12 protein-coding genes, 1 tRNA gene and 1 pseudogene are annotated in these 21,412 nt (G+C 65.0%); 8 read left to right on the top strand and 6 right to left on the bottom strand.

Annotated elements, in window-relative coordinates:
• Positions 1–261: 261 nt before the first annotated feature.
• The 4 genes and pseudogenes from metH to C8J36_RS13000 form a co-directional block, all read right to left on the bottom strand.
• Positions 262–4,103, bottom strand: a pseudogene (gene metH / locus C8J36_RS13015) (methionine synthase).
• Positions 4,104–4,169: 66 nt separating this feature from the next.
• Complete coding sequence (locus C8J36_RS13010) at positions 4,170–5,333, bottom strand: AGE family epimerase/isomerase (RefSeq protein ID WP_132535428.1); 1,164 nt, start codon at positions 5,331–5,333, stop codon at positions 4,170–4,172.
• 37 nt (positions 5,334–5,370) lie between these two features.
• Positions 5,371–5,871 carry a heme-degrading domain-containing protein gene (locus C8J36_RS13005; RefSeq protein ID WP_062596242.1) on the bottom strand — a complete coding sequence of 167 codons (501 nt, stop codon included), beginning with the start codon at positions 5,869–5,871 and terminating at the stop codon, positions 5,371–5,373.
• A gap of 4 nt (positions 5,872–5,875) precedes the next feature.
• Positions 5,876–6,769 carry an ROK family protein gene (locus tag C8J36_RS13000; protein WP_132535482.1) on the bottom strand — a complete coding sequence of 298 codons (894 nt, stop codon included), beginning with the start codon at positions 6,767–6,769 and terminating at the stop codon, positions 5,876–5,878.
• Between the two features lie 212 nt (positions 6,770–6,981).
• On the opposite strand from C8J36_RS13000, the gene C8J36_RS12995 reads away from it, so the two are divergent.
• Positions 6,982–7,058: transfer RNA gene (locus C8J36_RS12995), tRNA-Arg, on the top strand.
• 115 nt (positions 7,059–7,173) lie between these two features.
• The gene (gene dxr, locus C8J36_RS12990; RefSeq protein ID WP_132535426.1) at positions 7,174–8,358 is read left to right on the top strand and encodes a 1-deoxy-D-xylulose-5-phosphate reductoisomerase; all 1,185 of its coding nucleotides are present in this window, start codon (positions 7,174–7,176) and stop codon (positions 8,356–8,358) included.
• 16 nt (positions 8,359–8,374) lie between these two features.
• On the opposite strand, the gene C8J36_RS12985 is transcribed toward dxr, so the two are convergent.
• Positions 8,375–8,854, bottom strand: coding sequence for a DUF2938 domain-containing protein (locus C8J36_RS12985; RefSeq protein ID WP_132535480.1), 480 nt, complete (start codon positions 8,852–8,854; stop codon positions 8,375–8,377).
• Between the two features lie 113 nt (positions 8,855–8,967).
• The gene (hemA, locus tag C8J36_RS12980) at positions 8,968–10,182 is read right to left on the bottom strand and encodes a 5-aminolevulinate synthase (RefSeq protein WP_132535424.1); all 1,215 of its coding nucleotides are present in this window, start codon (positions 10,180–10,182) and stop codon (positions 8,968–8,970) included.
• Between the two features lie 429 nt (positions 10,183–10,611).
• On the opposite strand from hemA, the gene C8J36_RS12975 reads away from it, so the two are divergent.
• From C8J36_RS12975 to C8J36_RS12950, 6 genes are all read left to right on the top strand, one after another.
• Positions 10,612–10,869: a YMGG-like glycine zipper-containing protein gene (locus C8J36_RS12975; RefSeq protein ID WP_062477987.1), complete on the top strand. Its 258-nt coding sequence runs from the start codon at positions 10,612–10,614 to the stop codon at positions 10,867–10,869.
• A 245-nt stretch (positions 10,870–11,114) separates the two neighbouring features.
• Positions 11,115–13,034 (top strand): autotransporter assembly complex family protein, encoded by a 1,920-nt coding sequence (locus tag C8J36_RS12970; protein WP_132535422.1) that lies wholly within the window; start codon positions 11,115–11,117, stop codon positions 13,032–13,034.
• A 248-nt stretch (positions 13,035–13,282) separates the two neighbouring features.
• On the top strand, positions 13,283–18,997 hold the full coding sequence (locus C8J36_RS12965) for a translocation/assembly module TamB domain-containing protein (protein ID WP_165915042.1): 5,715 nt from the start codon (positions 13,283–13,285) through the stop codon (positions 18,995–18,997).
• Positions 18,998–19,185: 188 nt separating this feature from the next.
• Entirely contained in the window at positions 19,186–20,109 is a 924-nt protein-coding gene (gene rocF, locus C8J36_RS12960) for an arginase (protein ID WP_132535418.1), read from the top strand.
• A gap of 97 nt (positions 20,110–20,206) precedes the next feature.
• Positions 20,207–20,686, top strand: a complete 480-nt coding sequence (locus C8J36_RS12955; protein ID WP_062477976.1) for a chemotaxis protein CheW — start codon at positions 20,207–20,209, stop codon at positions 20,684–20,686.
• Between the two features lie 106 nt (positions 20,687–20,792).
• Positions 20,793–21,383 carry a dual specificity protein phosphatase family protein gene (locus C8J36_RS12950; protein ID WP_245506544.1) on the top strand — a complete coding sequence of 197 codons (591 nt, stop codon included), beginning with the start codon at positions 20,793–20,795 and terminating at the stop codon, positions 21,381–21,383.
• Positions 21,384–21,412: the final 29 nt, after the last annotated feature.

Here is a 21,412-nt window from a genome sequence, read left to right as displayed (position 1 = left end):
AGAAACTTCAGAGCGAGTTCGTCGGTCGCCAGCAGCGCCGCCGCCCTCGTTGGTGTGCGGTTTATAGATCCCACTTCACCGCTTCGTCAACAGGGGGTGGCGGGAAAACTTCATAAAACTGACAAGTGACTGTAATCTTACGGGAATTCGACACACAAATCCACGAAACCCGATTCCACGGACGAAAACGACGCCCGGAGCGAAAGCACGGGCGTCGTTGAAGAGAGACTGACGGATTGTGCGAGGCGCGGACGGACCTCCCTATTCGGCCGCTTCCGCCGGCTTCGGGACATAGTTCAGGATCGGCCCCAGCCATCGCTCGACCTCCAGCACCGACATGCCCTTTCGACGCGCGTAATCTTCGACCTGATCCCGCTCAACCTTGGCGACGCCGAAATAATAGGCGTCGGGGTGCGCGATATAGAGGCCGGACACCGAGGAGCCCGGCCACATGGCAAAGCTCTCCGTCAGGCGGACACCGATCGCGTCTTCCGCGTTCAGCACGTCGAAGAGCGTGGTTTTTTCGGTGTGATCCGGCTGCGCGGGATAGCCCGGCGCGGGACGGATGCCGGCATAGGGCTCCGCAACCAACGCTTCAGGTTCGAAGGCCTCGTCGAGCGCATAGCCCCAGAGCTCCTTGCGCACGACCTCGTGCATCCGTTCGGCAAAAGCCTCGGCGAAGCGATCGGCTAGTGCCTTGACCAAAATCGCGGCGTAATCGTCATTTGCACGCTCGAACCGCTCGGCGATCGCGACTTCCTCGATCCCCGCGGTGACCACGAAGCCGCCGACATAGTCGCCCACACCGCTTTCCGTCGGCGCGACGAAGTCGGCAAGCGCCATATTCGCCCGGCCATCGCGTTTGGCCATCTGCTGGCGCAGCGTGTGCAGGGTGGCAAGCGACGTCTCGCGTGTCTCGTCCGTGAAGAGCTGGATATCGTCGCCCGTGGATCCCGCCGGCCAGAAGCCGATCACGGCCTTCGGCGCGAACCATTTCTCCGCAATGATCTGCGCCAGCATGGCCTGCGCATCGGCAAAGAGCTGGCGGGCTGCCGCTCCCTGGCGTTCGTCATCGAGAATTTTCGGATAGACCCCTTTCATCTCCCAGGTCTGGAAGAAGGGTGTCCAGTCGATATAGCGGGCGAGTTCGCCGAGGTCCCAGCCGTCGAACACGCGGGTCCCGAGGAAGGAGGGGCGCGTCGGGCGATAGGCCGCCCAGTCGGCGCGATGACGGTTCGCCCGGGCCCGCTCCAGCGGCAGACGCTGCTTTTCGCGCTCGGAACGGGCATGCGCATCGGCCACCTTGCGATACTCGGCCCGGATGGTCTCGATATAGGGATCGCGCGCGTCGGGCGAGAGCAGGTTCGACACGACGCCGACCGCCCGGCTGGCATCGGTGACGTAGACCGCCTGCCCCAGATCGTAGCGCGGATGAATCTTGACCGCCGTATGCACGCGGCTGGTCGTGGCCCCGCCGATCAGCAGCGGCAGGTTCATGCCCTCGCGCTGCATTTCCGCGGCGACATGCACCATTTCGTCGAGCGACGGCGTGATCAGACCGGAGAGGCCGATAATGTCGACCTTTTCCGCCTTGGCCACCTCAAGGATCTTGGTCGCAGGCACCATGACGCCGAGATCGATGATCTCGTAATTGTTGCAGGCAAGCACGACGCCGACGATGTTCTTGCCGATATCGTGCACGTCGCCCTTGACGGTCGCCATCAGCACCTTGCCGGCGGATCGACGTGCCTCGCCGCCTTCGGCGAGCTTTTCCGCCTCCATGTAAGGCAGGAGCACGGCGACCGCCTGCTTCATCACGCGGGCCGATTTGACCACTTGCGGCAGGAACATCTTCCCCGCGCCGAAAAGGTCGCCGACGACGTTCATGCCGGCCATCAGCGGCCCCTCGATGACATGCAGCGGACGGGCGGCGGCTAGCCGCGCTTCCTCCGTATCGTCGGCGATGAATTCGGTGATGCCGTTGACCAGCGCATGTTCCAGCCGCTTGTCCACGCTCCATTCGCGCCAGCGCAGATCGCGCTCCTTCGCCTCGCGGCCGGCCGCCCCCTTGAACCTCTCGGCCAGCGTCAGCAGCCGGTCCGTCGCGTCCGGCCGCTGGTTGAGGACGACGTCCTCGCAGGCCTCGCGCAGGTCCGGCTCGATCGCGTCATAGACGATCAGCTGCCCGGCATTGACGATGCCCATATCCATGCCCGCCTGGATGGCGTGGTAGAGGAACACCGCATGCATGGCCTCGCGCACCGGCTCGTTGCCGCGAAACGAGAAGGACAGGTTGGACACGCCGCCAGAGATGTGGACATGCGGCAGGGTCGCGACGATCTCGCGCGTCGCCTCGATGAAATCGACCCCGTAATTGTTGTGCTCCTCGATGCCCGTCGCCACCGCGAAGATATTCGGATCGAAGATGATGTCCTCGGGCGGAAAGCCGACCTCCTCCGTGAGGATGCGGTAGGCGCGGGTGCAGATCTCCACCTTGCGCTGGCGGCTGTCGGCCTGCCCCTGCTCGTCGAAGGCCATGACCACGACGGAGGCGCCATAGGCCCGACACAGCCGCGCCTGGTGCAGAAAGCTCTCCTCGCCTTCCTTCAGCGAGATGGAGTTGACGATGGACTTGCCCTGGACGCATTTCAGCCCGGCCTCGATCACCTCCCATTTGGAGCTGTCGATCATCACGGGGACACGGGCGATATCGGGCTCGGCGGCGATCAGGTTGAGGAACTCGATCATCGCCTGTTTCGAATCGATCAGGCCTTCGTCCATGTTGATGTCGATGACCTGCGCACCGTTCGCCACCTGGTCGCGGGCGACATCGAGCGCCGCGGCATAATCGCCGGCCGTGATCAGCTTGCGAAATTTCGCCGAGCCGGTGACGTTCGTGCGCTCCCCCACGTTGATGAAGGGAATATCCTTCGTCAGCGTGAAAGGCTCCAGCCCGGAGAGCCGCATCTGCGGAGCGACGGCCGGGATCTGCCGGGGTGGAAAAGGAGCCATGGTCAGAGCCTCGCCTGTGCGTTGCCGTCAAGGGAGGCATTGTCGAGAGAGGGGCGCGGGACATGCCCGACGACGGCCTCTGCGATGGCCTTGATATGCGCCGGCGTCGAGCCGCAGCAACCACCGACGATGTTGACGAGGCCGTCCTGCGCGAATCCGGCGATCTGTGCGGCCATTTCGTCCGGACTTTCGTCATAGCCGCCGAATTCATTGGGCAGGCCGGCATTCGGATAGGCGCAGATCAGCGTATCGGCGACGCCGGACAGTTCGGCCAGGTGCGGTCGCATGGCATTGGCCCCGAGCGCGCAATTCAGCCCGATCGAGAAGGGCCGCGCATGGCGCAGCGAGTACCAGAAGGCCGTCGGCGTCTGGCCGGAAAGCGTGCGGCCCGAGAGGTCGGTGATCGTGCCGGAGATCATCACCGGCAGCGTGATGCCGCGCTCGGCAAACACTTCCAGCGTCGCAAACACGGCGGCCTTGGCGTTCAGCGTGTCGAAGATCGTCTCGATCAACACGATATCCGTGCCGCCGTCGATCAACCCGCGCAGCTGCTGCCCATAGGCAAGGCGCAAATCGTCGAAGCCGACGGCGCGGTAGCCGGGATTGTTGACATCCGGCGAAATCGACGCGGTGCGGTTGGTCGGCCCGAGCGCGCCCGCCACGAACCGGCGGCGGCCATCCTTGTCCTGCGCGCGCAGTCCGGCGCGCCGGGCAAGCCGTGCACCGTCGCGGTTGAGCTCGTAGACGGCGTCTTCCATGCCGTAATCGGCCTGCGCGATGGTGGTGGAGGAGAACGTGTTGGTTTCCAGAATATCCGCACCCGCCAGCGCATAGCGATAGTGGATATCCTCGATCGCTGCCGGCTGCGTCAGCGTCAGAAGGTCGTTATTGCCCTGCAAATGGCACTCGCAGCCCTGAAAGCGTTCGCCACGAAAATGGTCTTCCGTCAGGCCGAGCGTCTGGATCTCGGTGCCCATCGCGCCATCCATGATGAGGATGCGCTCGGATGCAGCCTGGCGCAAAGCGCGGGCGACCTCGGTGCCGTCTGGCGCCGGGGACGGTTCGCCGAAAAGGGCCGTGATGGCGGACATGGGACAACCTTTCGCCTGCTGGACAGGCTCCGGAGTGACATAAAGATATATTTATGTCAATATATGTTACTTTCCGATGCGTGCAAGGCAGTCCTGCAGTTCGTAGATCGCGCAGAGGATGTGGTAGAACGTGCTGGCCGGGGCGGGCTCTTCGATGAAGCCGCCGCTTTCCGGCAGCTTGTCTCGCCAGAGACCCTTCACGGGCACATCCAGGAACAGGTTCAAGGCTGCGATCGCCCGTTCGGCCGAGCCGAGATAGCGTGCCTGCGCCTCGCCTTCGCTGAGCGCCGCCAGCCGGATCGCGGCCTTCAGCCACTCTGTCTGCGGCCAGAGCCGCGCCAGCGGGTCGCGCACGGAAAAATCGTCGTTGAGCTGCATGATGGCGACCTTGCGCGTCGCGCAGATGCCGTGGTCCTCGCCGATCTCGAACAGACGCCGTGCCTTGACGATCGCACCCGCATCGCCGCGTCGCTCGCCCCAGCGCAGCAACAGCCAGGCCCATTCGAACTGGTGCCCCGGCTCCACCACGCGACCGAGATCTCCGGGCATCGGCGCCCAGTCATGGTCGAAGAATTCGCGGAGGGCGCCGGTCTGCGGATCGATGAAGCGGTCCATGCAGAGCGAGGCGATCTCGTCGGCGAGATTGGTCCAGCCGACCTGGTCGAAGCCTTCGACCTCTTCGCTGGCAAGGCAGGCCTCGAAGAGATGCATATGCGGATTGGAGCAGAGCGGCAGGCGCGGCGGGTTGTCCTCCTCGAAACCGGCGACCGGGTGCTTGCACCAGTCCTCAAGCCGAGCCTTCAGCGTTGTGCTTCTTTCCGCCATTTCGGCGAGGCGCTCGGGGAAGGCGCGCGCCATATAGGCGAAGGCGAGCAGAGCGAAAGCCTGATTGTAGATGTCGAAGGACGGATCGAGCAGTGTTCCGTCGGCATCCGCAAGCGCGCCGTAGAAACCGCTCGGCTGCAGGAAGACCCGATCGAAAAAAGCAAGGCCGCCGGTGCTTGCCCCCTGCCAGTCGCCGGTCCAGCCACGCAGGCCCGCTTCCGCAAAGCAGTAGGTCTGACGCGGCTGCACGCGGGAGCGCAGATTGGCGCGCGTCGGCTGGCCGGTGAGGTCGATCGTTTCGACGAAACCGCCATCCGGATCGACGAAACCCTTAGCGCGCCAGAGCGGCAGGGCCTGTTCGGTCAACCAATGTTCAAGCGAGGCGGAAAGCGCGGAAACGGCCATGGACGGCACCTTTGCGGAGAAGAAATGGAAGAGCGACTCAGGCGTCGAGGCGGAGGCTTGCGAGATCGTGACCGAGATGGGCCGCCAGCGCCTCGACCACCATCGCATGATCCTGCCGCTGCGGCAGGCCGGAAACGGTGACGGCCCCGATGCAGCCGGCCCCTGTCACCGTAATGGGGAAACTGCCGCCATGCGCCGCGAAATCCGCCTCGGAGAGCCCGAACTTGTCCTGCAGGCTGCGCCCGTCGCGGGCAAGCGAAAGCCCGGTGGCATAGCTGCTGCGGAAGAAGCGGGCGACGCAGTTGCGCTTGCGGCGAACCCAGTTCGCGTTGTCGGGCGAGGTCCCCTCCAGCGCCGCGTAGAACAGCGGCATGGAAAACAGGCTGACATCGATGACGATGCCGAGACGGTCGGCCACGGCCAGATCGCGCAGCCGCGATCCGATCGCCCAGGCGATATCGGCGTCGAAACGGGCAAAGGTCAGCGTCGTCTCCTGATGGGCGACGCGGGCGATGTCATTGTCAAGGGAAGCCGTCATCCGTCTATTCCTTCCAGAGCCATGCGGCGCCGCGCACGCCCGAGCTGTCCCCATGGACCGCCTTGCGGATCGGCGTCTCGAACGAATCGCCGAAGATGTACTGCGCGACGAGACCCGGCAGGTCGTCATAGATCTCGTCGACATTCGACATGCCGCCGCCGAGCACGAACACATCGGGATCGACGACATTGGTCAGAAGGGCCAGGCTGCGGGCCAGACGGTCGGTAAAGCGCTCGTACACGCCGCGGGCCACGGCGTCCCCGCCGCGCATGTCGGAAATAATGTCGCGCGCCAGGCGCTCGCGTCCCGTCGTCAGGCGGTAATCGAGTTCGACGCCGGTTCCGCAGGCATATTTTTCCAGGCAGCCCGTCTTTCCGCACCAGCAGCGGTGGCCGGGATATTCCTCCGGCCGCATCCAGGGCAGCGGATAGTGACCGACTTCGGCGGCAACGCCCTGGAAGCCGGCATGCACTTTCCGCCCGATCGCAAGCCCCCCGCCATGGCCTGTGCCGATGATGATGCCGAACACCGTCTCGGCCCCTGCGCCAGCCCCATCGACGGCCTCGGAAACCGCAAGGCAGTTCGCGTCATTGGCAATCCGCACGGGACGGCCGAGCACGACCTCGAGATCGCGCCCGAGCGGACGGCCGTTGAGGATGACGGCGTTGGAATTGCGCACGAGGCCGGTGCGCGGGTTGGGACTGCCGGGAATGCCGATGCCGACGCTGCCGGGAGCGCCGGCAGCAGCCTCGGCCGCGTGCACCAGAGACCGCACGGCATCGAGGCAGGCATCATAGGAGGTCGGCGTCGGCACGCGCTCGCGCGCCCGCAGCGCGCCCGCTTCATCCAGCGCCACCACTTCCATCTTGGTGCCGCCCCAGTCGATCCCGATAAACATCACGCCCCCATCTTGGCCTCAAGGCCATCCCAGCCTGCAGACCATACCGCCTGCGGAAAAGCGCAGGCGGGCCTGCATATCATCCCGGCCCCCACGTTTGAAGCCCTGCCACACACGCCGACGACCCATCCAAATCGCCAATCCCCGCCAAACCGCAATCTCCGCCAAACCTCTTGGCTTCCCCGGCAAGCTTTTGTAAGGATGCAAACCACGGTCCCGTAGCTCAGGTGGATAGAGCGACAGATTCCTAATCTGTAGGCCACTGGTTCGAGTCCAGTCGGGATCACCACTCTCCATGGCGAATTCGGACGGTCCTTGCGACGCCCTGCGAGGTTAAGCCTTGTTTGGGATTTTTTCCGCTTGTACGACGTTGACGCTTGAACAGTAAGGTCGACGGAAGCGGAATGACGAAGTCTGAGCATCATCACATCACCATTCTCGGGTCCACGGGCTCTATCGGCTGCAGCACGCTCGACGTGGTGGCGCAGCTGGGAGGGCGGGAGCGGTTCGTGGTGGAGGCTCTGACCGGAAACGGCAATATCGCGCTTCTCTGCGAGCAGGCCCGCGCTGTCGGCGCGCGGCTGGCGGTCACCGCGGATGAGAGCCGCTATGCCGAACTGAAATCGGCGCTGGCCGGCACCGGCATCGCGGTTGCGGCCGGCGAAAGCGGGCTGCAGGAGGCGGCGGGGCGCGAAGCGGAGTGGGTCATGGCGGCGATCGTCGGCACGGCCGGCCTCGCCCCGACGCTGACGGCGGCGCGCCGCGGCGCGGATATCGCGCTCGCCAACAAGGAATGCCTGGTTTCGGCCGGGGCTCTCTTCGTGGACGCCGTCTCAACGGGCGGCGGGCGGCTCATCCCGGTCGACAGCGAGCACTCTGCCATCTTCCAGGCGCTGGAGGAAGACCAGCGCCACGCGGTCGAGCGCATCATCCTCACCGCGTCCGGCGGACCGTTCCGCACCTGGTCGCGCGAAGCGATGGCGGGCGTGACGGCCGAGGTCGCCCGGGCCCATCCCAACTGGTCCATGGGGCTGAAAATCTCGATCGGCAGCGCTTCCATGTTCAACAAGGCGCTGGAGATGATCGAGGCCAAGCACCTGTTCGATGTGGCGCCGGAGCAGATCGAGGTGATCGTCCATCCGCAATCGATCATCCATTCCATGGTCGGCTATACCGATGGCTCGGTGCTCGCCCAGCTCGGGGCGCCCGATATGCGCACGGCGATCGGCTATGCCTTGACCTATCCCGAGCGTCCGGCGCTGAATGTCGAGCGGCTCGATTTCGCAAGGCTCGCGCGGCTCGATTTCGAGGCGCCCGACGAGGCCCGTTTTCCCGCACTCCGGCTCGCCCGCACCGCGTTGACGCGGGGCGGACTGCAGGGCGCCGCCATGAACGCGGCCGAAGAGACAGCCTTCGAGGCCTTCGTGGACGGGCGGCTCGGCTTTCTCGACATGGCCGATATCGCGGAAACGGTGATGGAGCGGATGATCGACTGGCCGGCCGCCGCCGACATGGACGACGTCTTTGCCGGCGATGCGGCAGCGCGCCGGTTTGCGGTCGAGGCGATCGACATCCGCGCCGCGGCCTGAAGGGGACGACGATGACCTATCGAATGAGCAGCGCTGTCGCGTAAAGACCGAGCCCGAAGACCACATGCGCGGCAAGGTTGAGGGCCCGCACCCGGTTCGGGTTCGGCAGCCGTGAGGCCGCGATGCCGAGGCCGAGCCCCGGCTGCAGCAGGAACCAGCCCGCCGCCACGGTAACGATGCCCCAAACCAGAGCCGGCATCAGCGTCGGCGTCCTGAACCAGTCGAGACCGACGAAAAAGGCAAGCATGATCCCATAAAGGATGCCGACGGCGTAATGGCCGATCCAGCCGAGCGCAGTCTCGTTGGAAAAGGGTGCGGCATCGCTGATGGAGTCGTGAAACAGCCGGCCGCGACCGGCATGGTAGAACCAACGTCCGACCGGCGCCCAGTTGGCCTTTGGCTGCCCGAAGACCGCGGCGAGCAGGATCGCCCAGAGATCCATGGCAAGCGTTGCGCCCACACCGAGCGCCAGCCCGCGCCAGATCAGTTCCATCATCATCATCCGTCCCCTGCTCTTCCCCGATCTGCGTCTTCTAGATCAGAATCCGAAGGCTGCGAAGCGGAATATGCGGGACGGGCCGAACGGGCGTTTCGTGCCGGCCAGCCGCCTCAGGCGACGGCCCGCGCCAGCGCACAACGCGACCACAGTTGATGCAGCGCGCCGACCAGATGATCGATATCATGATCCGAATGCAGCGGCGTCGGCGTGATGCGCAGGCGCTCGGTCTTCTTCGGTACGGTCGGATAGTTGATCGGCTGGACATAGATGTTGCAATTGTCGAGCAGCAGATCCGAGATCCACTTGCACTTGGCCGCATCCCCGACGATCACCGGCACGATATGGCTCGGATTGGGGAGATGCGGAATGCCGTTGCGATCGAGCGCCGAGCGCAACCGGCGCACCCGTTCCTGGTGGGCGAAGCGCTCGACCTGGCTTTCCTTCAGGTGACGGATGGAGGCGAGCGCACCGGCGGCCAGCGCCGGCGGCAGGGCGGTGGTGAAGATGAAGCCCGAGGCGAACGAGCGGATATAGTCGCAGAGCGCAGCGGAAGCGGCGATATAGCCGCCCATCACGCCGAAGGCCTTGCCGAGCGTGCCCTCGATCACGGTGAGCCGGTGCATCAGCCCCTCGCGCTCGGCGATGCCGCCACCGCGCGGACCGTACATGCCGACCGCATGCACCTCGTCGAGATAGGTCATCGCGCCGTAGCGCTCGGCGACGTCGCAGATTTCCTTGATGGGGGCGATGTCGCCATCCATGGAGTAGACCGATTCGAAGGCGACCAGCTTGGGCGCCGCCGGATCGGCCGCCGCCAGCTTCGCCTCGAGATCGGCCACGGAATTGTGCTTGAAGATCACCCGCTCGCACTTGGCATGGCGGATGCCCTCGATCATGGAGGCGTGATTCCCGGCGTCCGAAAAGACGATGATGCCGGGGATGCGCGAACAGAGCGTCCCGAGGGCGGCCCAGTTGGATACGTAGCCGGAGGTGAACAGCAGCGCGGACTCCTTGCCGTGCAGATCGGCAAGTTCCTGCTCCAGCAGAACATGGTAGTGCGTCGTGCCCGAGATGTTGCGGGTGCCGCCAGCACCCGCGCCACAGTGGTCGATCGCCTGCTTCATCGCATCGATCACCTTGGGATGCTGGCCCATGCCGAGATAGTCGTTCGAGCACCAGACGGTCACGTCCTTGACGCCGTCCGCCGTATGCCGCCGCGCCTTGGGGAACGCGCCCCGCTGGCGCTCGAGATCGGCAAAGACGCGGTAGCGGCCTTCGGCGTGAAGACCGTCCAGTTCCGATCTGAAGAAGTGCTCGAAGTTCATGCGTGTCTCCAGACCCTTGCCCGTCTCTTGATCGAACCAAATCCATGCCGGCGGCGCACACCCTTCGTTCGGGCGGCAGTCTGGGCTTTGTTTTGAATGGTTCCAGATTATCGTGAAGATTTCATTCCACTCTCCTCCGGATCAAGTCAAGACCGGGACCGAAAACAGACCTGTGACACGATATCGCGACCAACCCTGTCGAAGTCGACGTGACGGAAGCGAGGATCGGGTTCGTGGTCTTCAGCTTTTATTCATCATAACTGTCGTCCATTCCGTTAGGGACGTTTTTTATGGCCTCCGATTGGACTTTCGGTAGGTCGCATTTAACTTCTCTGGTTAAGGTTCGGGAAACGGCAGGGTTCTGCCATTTGAAGACTCACGTCGGACGCGGCGGTCGATCATCGTCACGTCCCAACAGGAGAGATGCGTATGAAGAAAGCCATTGTGCTGGCGGTTCTCGCCATGACGGTTGCAAGCTGCAGCCAGACGGAAAAGGGTGCCGGTATCGGCGCCGTCTCGGGTGCGGTCATCGGCGGCGCCGTGACGGGCAATGTCCGTGGCGCGGCCGTGGGTGCGGCCATTGGCGGCGTTTCCGGCGCCGTCATCGGCAATGTCTCGGAACAGCCGGGCCAGTGCTACTACCGCGACCGCGACGGCGGCCGCTACATCGACGACTGCCCGCGCTGATTGCGCAGGTAACGGTCCTTCGACAGGACACGTAACGCAAAAGCCCCGTTCCGGCGGGGCTTTTGTTTCTGTAACGTCACACTAACGACGGTTTCTCACGTCACGAGGCGTTGGAGACTTCATCCCGTTCACGAGGATGTGTAGTGTCATGGGACATCGCAAGCGTGCAAACGTTTGAGGAGACGGCATCGCTTTCCGTGGGCGATCGCTACAGGACTGTCAGCCGACACGGGATGCGGAATCGAATGCGTTTGCCGACTTTCAGTCTCGCGTACCGTAAGGCCGGCCTAGCCCTCGGCGTCGCCGCGCTCGCGCTGTGCGGGCCCGTCTCCGTGCAGGACGCCGCTGCGTTCAAGCTGTTCGGCATCAATTTTTTCGGCAAGGACAAGGACGAGGAAGCCGCCGAGGTCATCGATCCCGTGACCTATACCGTGACCTTGAACGAGGGCACGGAGGACGACGAGCTGAAGAGCGCGCTGTCCGGCAGCTCGCGGCTGGTGCAAGACAAGGACAAGCCCGTGTCCGGCAATCTCGGCCTCGCCATCAAGGCCCGGGACGACCGCGACCGGTTGCTGGCGGCGCTCTACGAAAAGGCCCGCTATGGCGGCACCGTGCAGGTGACGGTCGCCGGGAAGGCGCTCGAGAGCCTTCCGCCCGACCCGGTCTTTCCCGCCGGGGCGCCTATTCCGGTCGTCATCACCGTCGATCCCGGCCCGGTTTTCACCTTCGGCAACATTCTTCTCGAAAGCGATGCAGGCGGGCGCGACCCCAAGGTCTATGCGCTTGAGCCGGGCAACCGCGCCGACTCCACCCTGATCATCAAGGCCGGAGAGAAGATCGTCGAGGACCTGAAGACGGAAGGAAGGCCGCTCGCGACCTTGAAAACGCGCACCGCCGTCGCCGATCACAAGACCAACACGGTCGATGTCACGATCGGCGCGGAAGGCGGCCCGGTCGCCCCGTTCGGCGCCGTCGCCATCAAGGGCGCACGCACGGTCAACGCGGATTTCATCGCGGATTACTCGCGCCTCAACACCCGCCGGCAATATTCGCCGGAGGAAATGCGCAAGGCCTCCGAGCGTCTGCGCCAGCTCGGCGTCTTCTCCAGCATCACCATCCGCGAGGCCGAGCAGCTGGCGCCGGACGGCTCGCTGCCGCTGACGATCGAGGTTTCCGAAGGCAAGCACCGTTATTTCGGCGCAGGCGCCAAGTTTTCGTCGACCGACGGTTTCGGCGTCCAGGGATATTGGGGGCATCGCAACCTGTTCGGCGAGGCCGAATCGCTGCGCATCGAAGGCTCGATCGACCGGCTGGGCGAGACCAAGGAGATCACCGATCTCGACTATACCGCCGGCATCCTCTTCACCAAGCCCGGCGTCTTCGATCCCTATTCGACGCTGACCGCCAGCGTGAAGGCGTCTCTGATGGATCCCGATGCCTACAAGGCGCAGGTGGTGACCGGCGCCGTCGGCATCGCCTACGAACTGTCCGAGGTCGATACCGTCTCGGTCGGTGCGGAACTCGCCTGGAACAACATCGAGGACGCGTTCGGAGAGCGGACCTATCTCACGCCGTCCATCCCGCTCGACTATGTCCGCGACGCCCGCAACGACAAGCTCAACCCGACCGAAGGCTATCGGGCGACGCTCAGCATCAAGCCGAGCTACGATATCTACGGCCAGACGTTCTTCTCGACCTTCGAAGGCTCGGCCACCGGCTATCTCGGTTTTGGCGAAGACGACAAATACGTCCTGGCCGGTCGTCTCGGCGCCGGCACCATCGCGGCCGATGGCGGGTTGGACGACATTCCGGCGACGCGCCGCTTCTTCTTGGGCGGCGGCGGCACGGTGCGCGGCTTTTCCTATCAGGAAATCAGCCCGCGCAATGCCGACAACGACCTTCTCGGCGGCCGCTCCTACGTCAATGCCAATGTCGAAGCCCGCATCGGCGTGACGAAGACGATCAGCGTCGTGCCCTTCATCGATGCCGCGACCGTGTCGGCCAAGACGGTTCCGGACTTTTCGGGCGTCAAGATCGGCGCCGGCATCGGCGTGCGCTACCTGACGTCGGTCGGACCGATTCGCGTGGATTTTGCCGTGCCTCTGAACCCCTATGAGGGGGGAACGCGCTACGGCATCTATGCCGGGATCGGCCAGACGTTCTAAACGTCGGCCAAGGGTCGAGCGGAGCCTGTCTCGGCCGTCCCCGGCGGCACGCTGCCGTTGCAATGACATGATCGCGACATAGGCGTCGGGGACATGATGACGACCGAGACAGCACCTCGGCAGGGCAAGTTCGCTCTGACTTGAGACGATATGGCAATGGCAGAGAGATAGAGCCTTTTCCGTGAACCGACATTCACCGAAAGGCTCGAGCAGCCAGGGCGAGACGCCGACCTGGCATGGAGCAGACGATGACACGGATTTTCTCGATCGCCTTGCGCGGCTTTGCCTATCTCCTCGGCCTCGTGGTCGTCCTCGCGCTGGCCTTCGTGCTGTTTGCGGGCTTCACGGCGCCGGGCGCCCGCATGGTTGGGAACCTGATCGAGAAATACGCCTCGACGCCGGACCAGATCGTCCAGATCAATGATCCGAGCGCGCTCCTCACCGGCAGTTTCAAGGCCGGTTCCATTGCACTCTACGACAGCAAGGGCGCCTACGCCGAAATCCGCGAACTGACACTCGACTGGACGCCGACCGCGCTGTTCTCCAAGCGTTTCGACGCCGCAAGCCTCAAAGCCGGTTACATCCGCATCGACCGCCTTCCCATTCCCTCGCAGCAGACGGAAGAGGTCCGCTCCAGCTTCGCGCTGCCTCTCGACGTGAAGATCGACCGCTTCGACCTCAAGGAAGTGGTCATCGGCAAGGCGATTGCCGGCGAGGATCAGGTGTTGAACGCGGGTGGCACGGTCAATGCCACGAACTCCAGCATCGCGGCGACGGTCGCCGTCGCCCAGCGCGACCGGCCGGATGCAAAGGCCCTCGCCGATATCGTCTACGACCCCGCCGCCAACGCGCTGAAGCTCGAAGCCAGCATCGATGAGCCGAAGGGCGGCATGCTCGCCCGCGCCCTGCGCCTGCCCGGCGAGCCCGCCGTCACCGTTCGCCTGACGGGCGATGGCCCGCTGTCGCGCTGGACCGGAACCGCGACCGCCGCCCTCGACGGCCAGGAGGTCCTGAAGCTCGACGGTGCCCACACTTTGGCGCCGGACGGGTATCGGACGGTGGCGCTCAATGGCGGTGGCACCTTCGCGGCCCTCCTGCCGGAAAGCCTGCGCCCGCTGTTCCAGGGCACGACCGCGATCGACATCGCGGCCGCCCTGCAGGACGGCACGGCATTTCGCATCGATCGCGGTCGCATCTCCACCGCGGCGATCGACATCAATGCGGCCGGTACCGTGAGCACGGTCGGCAAGAACGACCTCAAGGTGACGCTTGCCGGCGTCGATGGCCCCGCGCCCCTGCGCCTGCCGCTTGCCGGCGGCACGGCCGAATTTGCCGTTCGTTCGGCCGATCTGTCCCTCCTCGGCGACGCCCGCTCTGCCGTGCTCGATCTCAATGCCGCACTCGATCGCGCCGTGCTGCCGCAAGGAACCGTCGAGACGGCGGCGCTCAAGGCGCATAGCGATGCGTTCAATATCGCGGACCGCAGCGGTGCCGTCACACTTTCGCTGACGACGGGTGCGACGCGGCTCGCCAATGCCGATCTCGACCGTCTCATCCGGGGGCCTCTGACGATCGACGGTCGCCTCGACGTGCGCCCGGACGCCATTGCATTCGATCCGCTGACGATCGACACCGCAGCAACCGACGGCACCCTCACCGGCCGCTACGACCTGACGAACGGCACCTTTGCCACCGATCTTCGCCTGACGGCACCGGCAGACGCCTTGCCGCCGGCCGTCGCCAGCCGCACAGGTGGCCCGGTCACGCTCGATGGACGGATCGAAACGGGCGCCGATGGTGCCCTGTCGCTCTCCGGCCTGTCGCTGAAGGCGCCGACGCTCGACGCCACGGGCAATCTTGCCCTCCAGTCGGGAAGCCTGACCGGGCGGATCGACGCCACCGTTCCCGACATTGGCGCCTTTGCCGCCAATGCGAGCGGTCGCGCCACCGTCGCCGCGGACATCTCCGGCCCGTTGAGCGCGCTGGGCATCAAGGTGGAAGCCAAGACCGATCAGGCGACCCTTGCCGGAAAGTCCGTCACCGGCCTGACGATCGGGGCCGATACCACCTTGCGGGGCGGCCTGCCGGTCGGCAAGCTCACAGCCAATGGCGCGGTCGATGGCCAGACGGTCACGGCAACGGCAGACCTTACCTCCGAAAACGGTGGGCTGGCCATTCCGGCGCTCGAGGCGACGGTGGCGGAAAACCGGATCACCGGCGCACTCACCTTCACGCCGGACTTTCAACCGAACGGCACCTTGAACTTCGCCTTGCCGAATGTCGGTGCCCTCGCATCGCTGGCCGGCCAGACGGCGGCCGGCGACCTCGCCGGCAAGGCCGATATCGTCAGCCGCGACGGCAAGACCTCCGTTGCGATCGATGCCACTGGCAGCGGCCTGTCGCGCGGCGACCTCTCGATCGTCCAGCCGCGCGCACAAGTGGTGATCAGCGACCTCAAGAACCTCACCGTCGAGGGCAAGATCACGGCGGATTCGCTCGGCCAGGGCGCCAATCGCGCCACAGGCGCAACGATCACCCTGAACAAGCTGGGCGCCGACACGACCATCGCGCTCGACGGCACCTTCGACAATGCGCCGCTTTCGCTGAAAGGCGCGGTGACCACGCAGGGTGGCGCGCCGTCCTTCACGATCCAGTCGTTGAACGCAGCCCCGCGCGGCATCCCGCTCGAACTCTCCGATCCGAAGACGCTGGCACTCGATCAGGGCGGCGTTCGCCTCGACAATTTTGCCATCCAGCTTCCCGGCGGCACGGCGAGCGTGACCGGCCTCGTCGGCCAGACGCTCGACGTGACGGTCGCCGTGCGCGGCAACCCCGCCGTCGAATATGCCCAACCCATCGAAGGCGGCGAGGCGCGCGTCGCCATCTCGACGGCCGATATCACCGCTCGCGGACCCATGACCGGCGCCGTCATCGACGTGAAGGGCAAGCTCGCCTACGTCGCCGTCCCGCAGGGTCGGCTCGAGACGGTCGGCGTCGTCGCCCACAGCGACCGTTTCGACATCACGGGCCGCCAGGGGGCGATCCGCGCAAGCATCGACGCCGGCGCGACCCGCTTCGTCAATGCCGATCTCGGCCGTCTCCTGCCGAGCCCCCTGAAGCTCGATGCAACCATCACCGTGGCGCCCGATGCGGTCGCTTTCGATCCCGTCACCATCGACAGCGCCGGTCTCGACGGTGCCGTCAACGGTCGCTTCCAGATGGGCGACAGCAGCCTGCGCGCTGCGCTGCGCCTCAGCGCGCCGCCGGCGGCCCTGCCCGCAGCGCTCGCGTCGCGGTTCGACACCAACCTCGCGCTCTCGGCAAACGTCACGCGGGATGCAGCCGGGGCTCTCAACGTCACCAACATCGCGGTGGAGTCGGGCACCATCACGGCCAACGGCTCTCTATCGCTTGTCGATGGACAAGTGACGGCGGCAACGGCCGGCACGCTGCCCGATCTCGGCAAGGTCCTCGCCGACGCCAAGGGGAGTGCCCGCTTCACGCTGGACGCGACAGGCCCGGTCGAGCGTCCTCTCGTCAAGGCCGAGGTCCGCTCCAGCGGTGCGACGCTCGCCGGGAGGACACTGAGCGATCTCGTAGCCGCTGCCACCGTGACCGCCGACCCTGAAAACCCGCAGGCCGCGATCACCGCCACCGGCGCGCTCGGCGGCCAGGCGATCGACATCCGCACGCAGCTGGCAACGACGAACGGACGCATCCGCATCCCCGAACTTGCCGCCCGCATCGGCGACAACCGGCTGGACGGCAGCATCGACCTCACCGAGGCCTACGAGCCGAACGGCACCATCACCTTCAACCTGCCGGATGTCGGCCTGATCGCGGCGATGGCCGGCGAGCGGGCATCGGGCGATCTTGCGGGCTCTGCCACCATTGCCAGCACCAATGGCAAGACATCCCTCGCGCTGAAGGCCTCCGGCTCGGGCATCAAACGGGGCGATCTCGTCATCACAAAGCCGGAGGCCGACATCACCGTCGATGACCTGAAGGCTCTGGCCATCCGCGGCACGGCAAAGGTGGAGACGATCGCGCAAGGGGCAAACCGCCTTTCCAATCTCAACCTCGCCTTCGACCAGAAGCAGGCGGGCCTCACCGATGTCCGCCTCGACGCCGTCTACGACAACGCGCCGCTCGTCTTTCGCGGCGCGATCGAGACCGGGGCCGCACGGACGACCGTCCGGCTTGCGACGCTATCGGCCGCCCCGCGCCAGATCGCCCTCAAGCTTGCTGCGCCCTCCACCATCATCATCGAGAACGGCACGGTTCGCGTCTCCGATCTGCGCATCGGCGCGTCCGGCGGCACGCTTGCGGTCACCGGCACGGCTGGGGACACGCTCGACCTCTCCGTCCGCCTCGACCGCCTTCCCGCCCGACTGATCAATACCGTCTCGCCGACGCTCGGCGCGGACGGGACGATCGACGGCTCGATCGTCGCCAAGGGCACGGCGTCGGCACCCAATGTCACCTATGACCTGCGCTGGGCCAATGCCACCGTCGCCCAGGCAAAATCTGCCGGCGTCGGCGCGCTGACCATCGTCGCGAAGGGCGGCTTTGCCGACAATAGCGTGACCTTGGACACCGACATTCGCGGCGGTGGCGGGCTTGCCTTCAGGGGCGGCGGACGGCTCGGGGTCACCGGAAACCGGCCGATCGACATGAAGTTCAACGGCGACCTGCCCTTCTCGCTGCTCGGCCCGATCCTCGCGCAGAACGGTTTCGTGCTGACCGGAACGGCCAAAGTCGATGCGGCGATCTCCGGCGCCGTCTCCGCCCCGATCGTCAACGGCTCGGTGACCACCTCCGGCGCACGCCTTCTCGATGCGCGCCGCAACCTCTCGATCAACGGCCTCACCGCCAATGTCGTGCTGGCGGGACAGCAGGCGCGGATCGAACGGCTGACAGGCACGCTCTCGACCGGCGGCTCTCTCGCCGTCACCGGCACGATCGGCATCGAGCCGAGCTCGGGCTTCCCGGCCGATCTCGACATCCGCCTCGCAAAGGCAACCTATGTCGATGGCAGCCTGCTGACCGCGAACCTCGATGGCACGCTGAAACTCACCGGACCTCTGACCGGATCGCCGATCCTCAGCGGCCGCGTCGTCATTCCCAAGGCATCCATCACCATCCCCGAAAAGCTTCCGGCCTCCCTGTCGGAGATCAACATCAAGCATCGCAATGCGCCGGCCGACGTGCGCCGCATGCAGGCGGAGGTGCAGAAGGATGCCGGCGATGGCGGCACCACCCAGAAGAGCGGCGGCATCGGCTTCGACATGACGGTTGCGGCCTCCCGCATCTTCGTGCGCGGCCGCGGCGTCGATGCCGAACTGGGCGGCGATCTCGTCATCCGCGGAACTGCGGCGAGCCCGGCCGTGACCGGCGGGTTCCAGATGAAGCGCGGGCGGCTGGAGATCCTCGGCAAACGGATCGACTTTACCGAGGGGACCATCACCTTCGGCGGCAACCTCATCCCCGCGCTCGATCTCGATGCGACCTCGACGGCCGGCTCGACCACCGTCACCGTCAACGTCGCGGGCCTTGCCAACAGCCCCAACGTCACCTTCAGCTCGTCCCCGGCCCTGCCGCAGGACGAAATCCTTGCCCAGCTGATCTTCAACCGATCGCTTTCCAAATTGTCGGCCGTGCAGATCGCGCAGCTCGCCAGCGCTGTGGCGCAGCTTGCCGGAGGACAAGGCGGGTCCCTGTTCGATGGCCTGCGCAACAAGCTCGGCGTCGACGATCTCGACGTTTCCACGGACGACGGCGGCGGCGCGGTGTTCCGGGCCGGCCGCTACATCAACGATCGCACCTATCTCGAACTGCAACAGAGTTCGGACGAAGGCGCCAAGGCCGTCATCAATCTCGACGTCGGCCGCGGTGTCAAGCTGCGCGGCGAAGCGGGTTCGGAAGGCGGCGGCGCCGGCGTTTTCTACGAGAAGGAGTATTGACGCGCCGGAACGATCGGTACGGCGGCGGAGCACGTGTATGCGCTGAGGGATCTGCGATGCGCAATCTGCCAAGAGGGCGCTTGCAATTTGCGCGAACGGCAACGCAAATTTACCAATCTTGTCTCTTTCTGCGGTGGCGCTGACGGTGCAAAGTCCGCCGCGACACGTTTGGCTGAGGGAAGACGCATATGGTTTCGATCGGGTTGATTGGCGTACCGCTGGAAGAGGGCTCCGGGCGCCGGGGCTGCAGCATGGGCCCGACGGCGCTCCGGATTGCGGGCATCGACCAGGTCATGGCCGATCTCGGCTTCGACGTCGCAGACCACGGAGATCTTCGCCCGACACCCGTCGAAGGCCTCGGGCGGCATCCGGGCGCAAAACATCTCTCCGTCGTCGCTGGCTATGTCAGGGCGCTGGAGGAAGCGACCTATGACACAGCGTCTAAAGGTGCCGTGCCGGTCATCCTCGGGGGCGACCATGCACTCTCCATGGGCAGCGTCTCGGGCATGGCCCGCCATGCCGCCGAGGCCAAACGGCCGCTCTTCGTTCTGTGGCTCGATGCCCATGCCGACTTCAACACGCCGGAGACATCGCCGTCGGGCAACATGCACGGCATGCCCGTCGCCTTTTTCTGCGGCCAGGCCGAATTCGCAGACATCCTGCCGTCCGGACGTCCCCTCGTCGATCCGAAGCGCGTCTATCAGGTCGGCATCCGCTCGGTCGATGAGACCGAACGCCAGGAGATCAACCGGCACGGCGTCAATGTCTACGACATGCGCGCGCTCGACGAAATGGGCGTCGCCGCCATCGTCAAGGAGATCCTGAAGGCCGTGGAGCGGGAGAACGGACTGCTGCATGTCAGCCTCGACGTCGATTTCCTCGAGCCCGACATCGCCCCCGGCGTCGGCACCACCGTTCCCGGCGGCGCCACTTTCCGGGAAGCGCATCTGGTCATGGAAATGCTCTGCGACAGCGGTCGCGTGTCCTCGCTCGACCTCGTGGAGCTCAATCCCTTCCTGGACGATCGCGGCAAGAGCGCCCGCGTCATGGTGGAGCTTGCCGCCAGCCTGTTCGGCCGCCGCATCCTCGACCGCCCGACCCGCAGCGGTTGAACCGGCATTCGCGAGGGATGAAAAGCTCTTTTAACCATTGGTGAGATATCCTGCAGTCTGAAAATCCGTTGTGGTTTTGAATCCGGGGACAACAGACATGAGCAATGCATTGACAATGGCCGGCTTTGGCGGCGAAACGCTGGAAATCATCGCATTCCGGCTTCACGATCAGGAATTCTGCGTCAAGACCACGACGATTCGCGAAATCCGCGGCTGGGCTCCGTCGACGCCGATCCCGCATTCCCCGCCGGAGGTCATCGGCGTGATGAACCTGCGCGGCACCGTCATTCCGATCATCGATCTCGCGCACAAGCTCGGCATGAAATCGACCGTCGCCAACGAGCGCAGCGCCATCGTGGTGGCCGAAGTGCACTCGATGGTCGTCGGCCTCGTGGTCGATCGCGTCTCCGACATCCTGACCGTCCAGGGCAGCCAGGTCCAGCCGGTTCCGGAGGTCACGACCTCCTTCGACAAGGCCTATGCCGAAGGCATCATCGCCAACGAGAACGGCATGATCTGCTTCCTCAATCTCGCGCGCATGTTCAAGGAACGCGACGTCGAGGAAATGGCCGCCTGACAGCTGTCGGACAGCTATTTTACATCTTGCTGTTACATGCCCATGAGAAGACCGGACGGCGGCGCGGGACCATCCCCGCGCCACCGCGATCCGGAGATGTTGGAGCATGTGGAGACACAAGAAGCCGTCACTGGCAGCCCTGTTGTTTATGGCCTTTCTACCCGCCACATTGATGACCGGCATCCATTTCAGCCGGATCATTCTCACCGATAATTTTCATGAGGTCGTGCCGGGGCAGCTCTATCGCTCGGCCCAGCCCTCGGGCGCCGATCTCTCGGACTACAAATCCCGCTACGGCATCCGCACCGTCGTCAACCTCCGGGGCGAAGGCAGATCTGCCTGGTATCGCGAGGAAGCCGAAACGACCGCGCGCGAGGGCATGGTATTGATCAACTTCCGGATGTCGGCCTACCGGGCCCTCACGCTGGAAGAGAGCCGCGCACTGGTCGCGATCCTGCGGGATGCGCCGAAACCCATCCTCATCCACTGCAAGTCGGGCGCCGATCGCACCGGTCTGGCAAGCGTCATCTACGAGAGCCAGATCGCCGGCAAAGACGAAAAGACGGCAGAACGCCAGCTCTCCATCGCCTTCGGCCACTTTGCCGTTCCCTTCCTGTCTTCGGCCTATGCCATGGACGAAAGCTGGAAAGACTTCGAGGCAACGCTTGACGGGTTGGACCAGCAGCCGAAGACATAGAGTGTTTTTAAGATCCGAAGAACGGCGAA

Source organism: Rhizobium sp. PP-F2F-G48, from assembly GCF_004342335.1.
In the GTDB taxonomy this organism is placed as follows: Bacteria; Pseudomonadota; Alphaproteobacteria; order Rhizobiales; family Rhizobiaceae; genus Ferranicluibacter.
The sequence above is the reverse complement of the archived record's forward strand: the minus strand, read 5'-3'. Positions and strand labels throughout refer to the sequence as shown.

What these genes read in the sequence shown, in the direction of transcription:
- rocF (WP_132535418.1), top strand. Translation starts at nt 19,186, where the DNA reads ATGGTTTCGATCGGGTTGATTGGCGTACCGCTGGAAGAGGGCTCCGGG.
- C8J36_RS12970 (WP_132535422.1), top strand. Translation starts at nt 11,115, where the DNA reads ATGCGTTTGCCGACTTTCAGTCTCGCGTACCGTAAGGCCGGCCTAGCC.
- C8J36_RS13005 (WP_062596242.1), bottom strand. Translation starts at nt 5,871, where the DNA reads ATGACGGCTTCCCTTGACAATGACATCGCCCGCGTCGCCCATCAGGAG.
- dxr (WP_132535426.1), top strand. Translation starts at nt 7,174, where the DNA reads ATGACGAAGTCTGAGCATCATCACATCACCATTCTCGGGTCCACGGGC.
- C8J36_RS12950 (WP_245506544.1), top strand. Translation starts at nt 20,793, where the DNA reads ATGTGGAGACACAAGAAGCCGTCACTGGCAGCCCTGTTGTTTATGGCC.
- hemA (WP_132535424.1), bottom strand. Translation starts at nt 10,182, where the DNA reads ATGAACTTCGAGCACTTCTTCAGATCGGAACTGGACGGTCTTCACGCC.
- C8J36_RS12985 (WP_132535480.1), bottom strand. Translation starts at nt 8,854, where the DNA reads ATGATGGAACTGATCTGGCGCGGGCTGGCGCTCGGTGTGGGCGCAACG.
- C8J36_RS12955 (WP_062477976.1), top strand. Translation starts at nt 20,207, where the DNA reads ATGAGCAATGCATTGACAATGGCCGGCTTTGGCGGCGAAACGCTGGAA.
- C8J36_RS13010 (WP_132535428.1), bottom strand. Translation starts at nt 5,333, where the DNA reads ATGGCCGTTTCCGCGCTTTCCGCCTCGCTTGAACATTGGTTGACCGAA.
- C8J36_RS13000 (WP_132535482.1), bottom strand. Translation starts at nt 6,769, where the DNA reads ATGTTTATCGGGATCGACTGGGGCGGCACCAAGATGGAAGTGGTGGCG.
- C8J36_RS12975 (WP_062477987.1), top strand. Translation starts at nt 10,612, where the DNA reads ATGAAGAAAGCCATTGTGCTGGCGGTTCTCGCCATGACGGTTGCAAGC.
- C8J36_RS12965 (WP_165915042.1), top strand. Translation starts at nt 13,283, where the DNA reads ATGACACGGATTTTCTCGATCGCCTTGCGCGGCTTTGCCTATCTCCTC.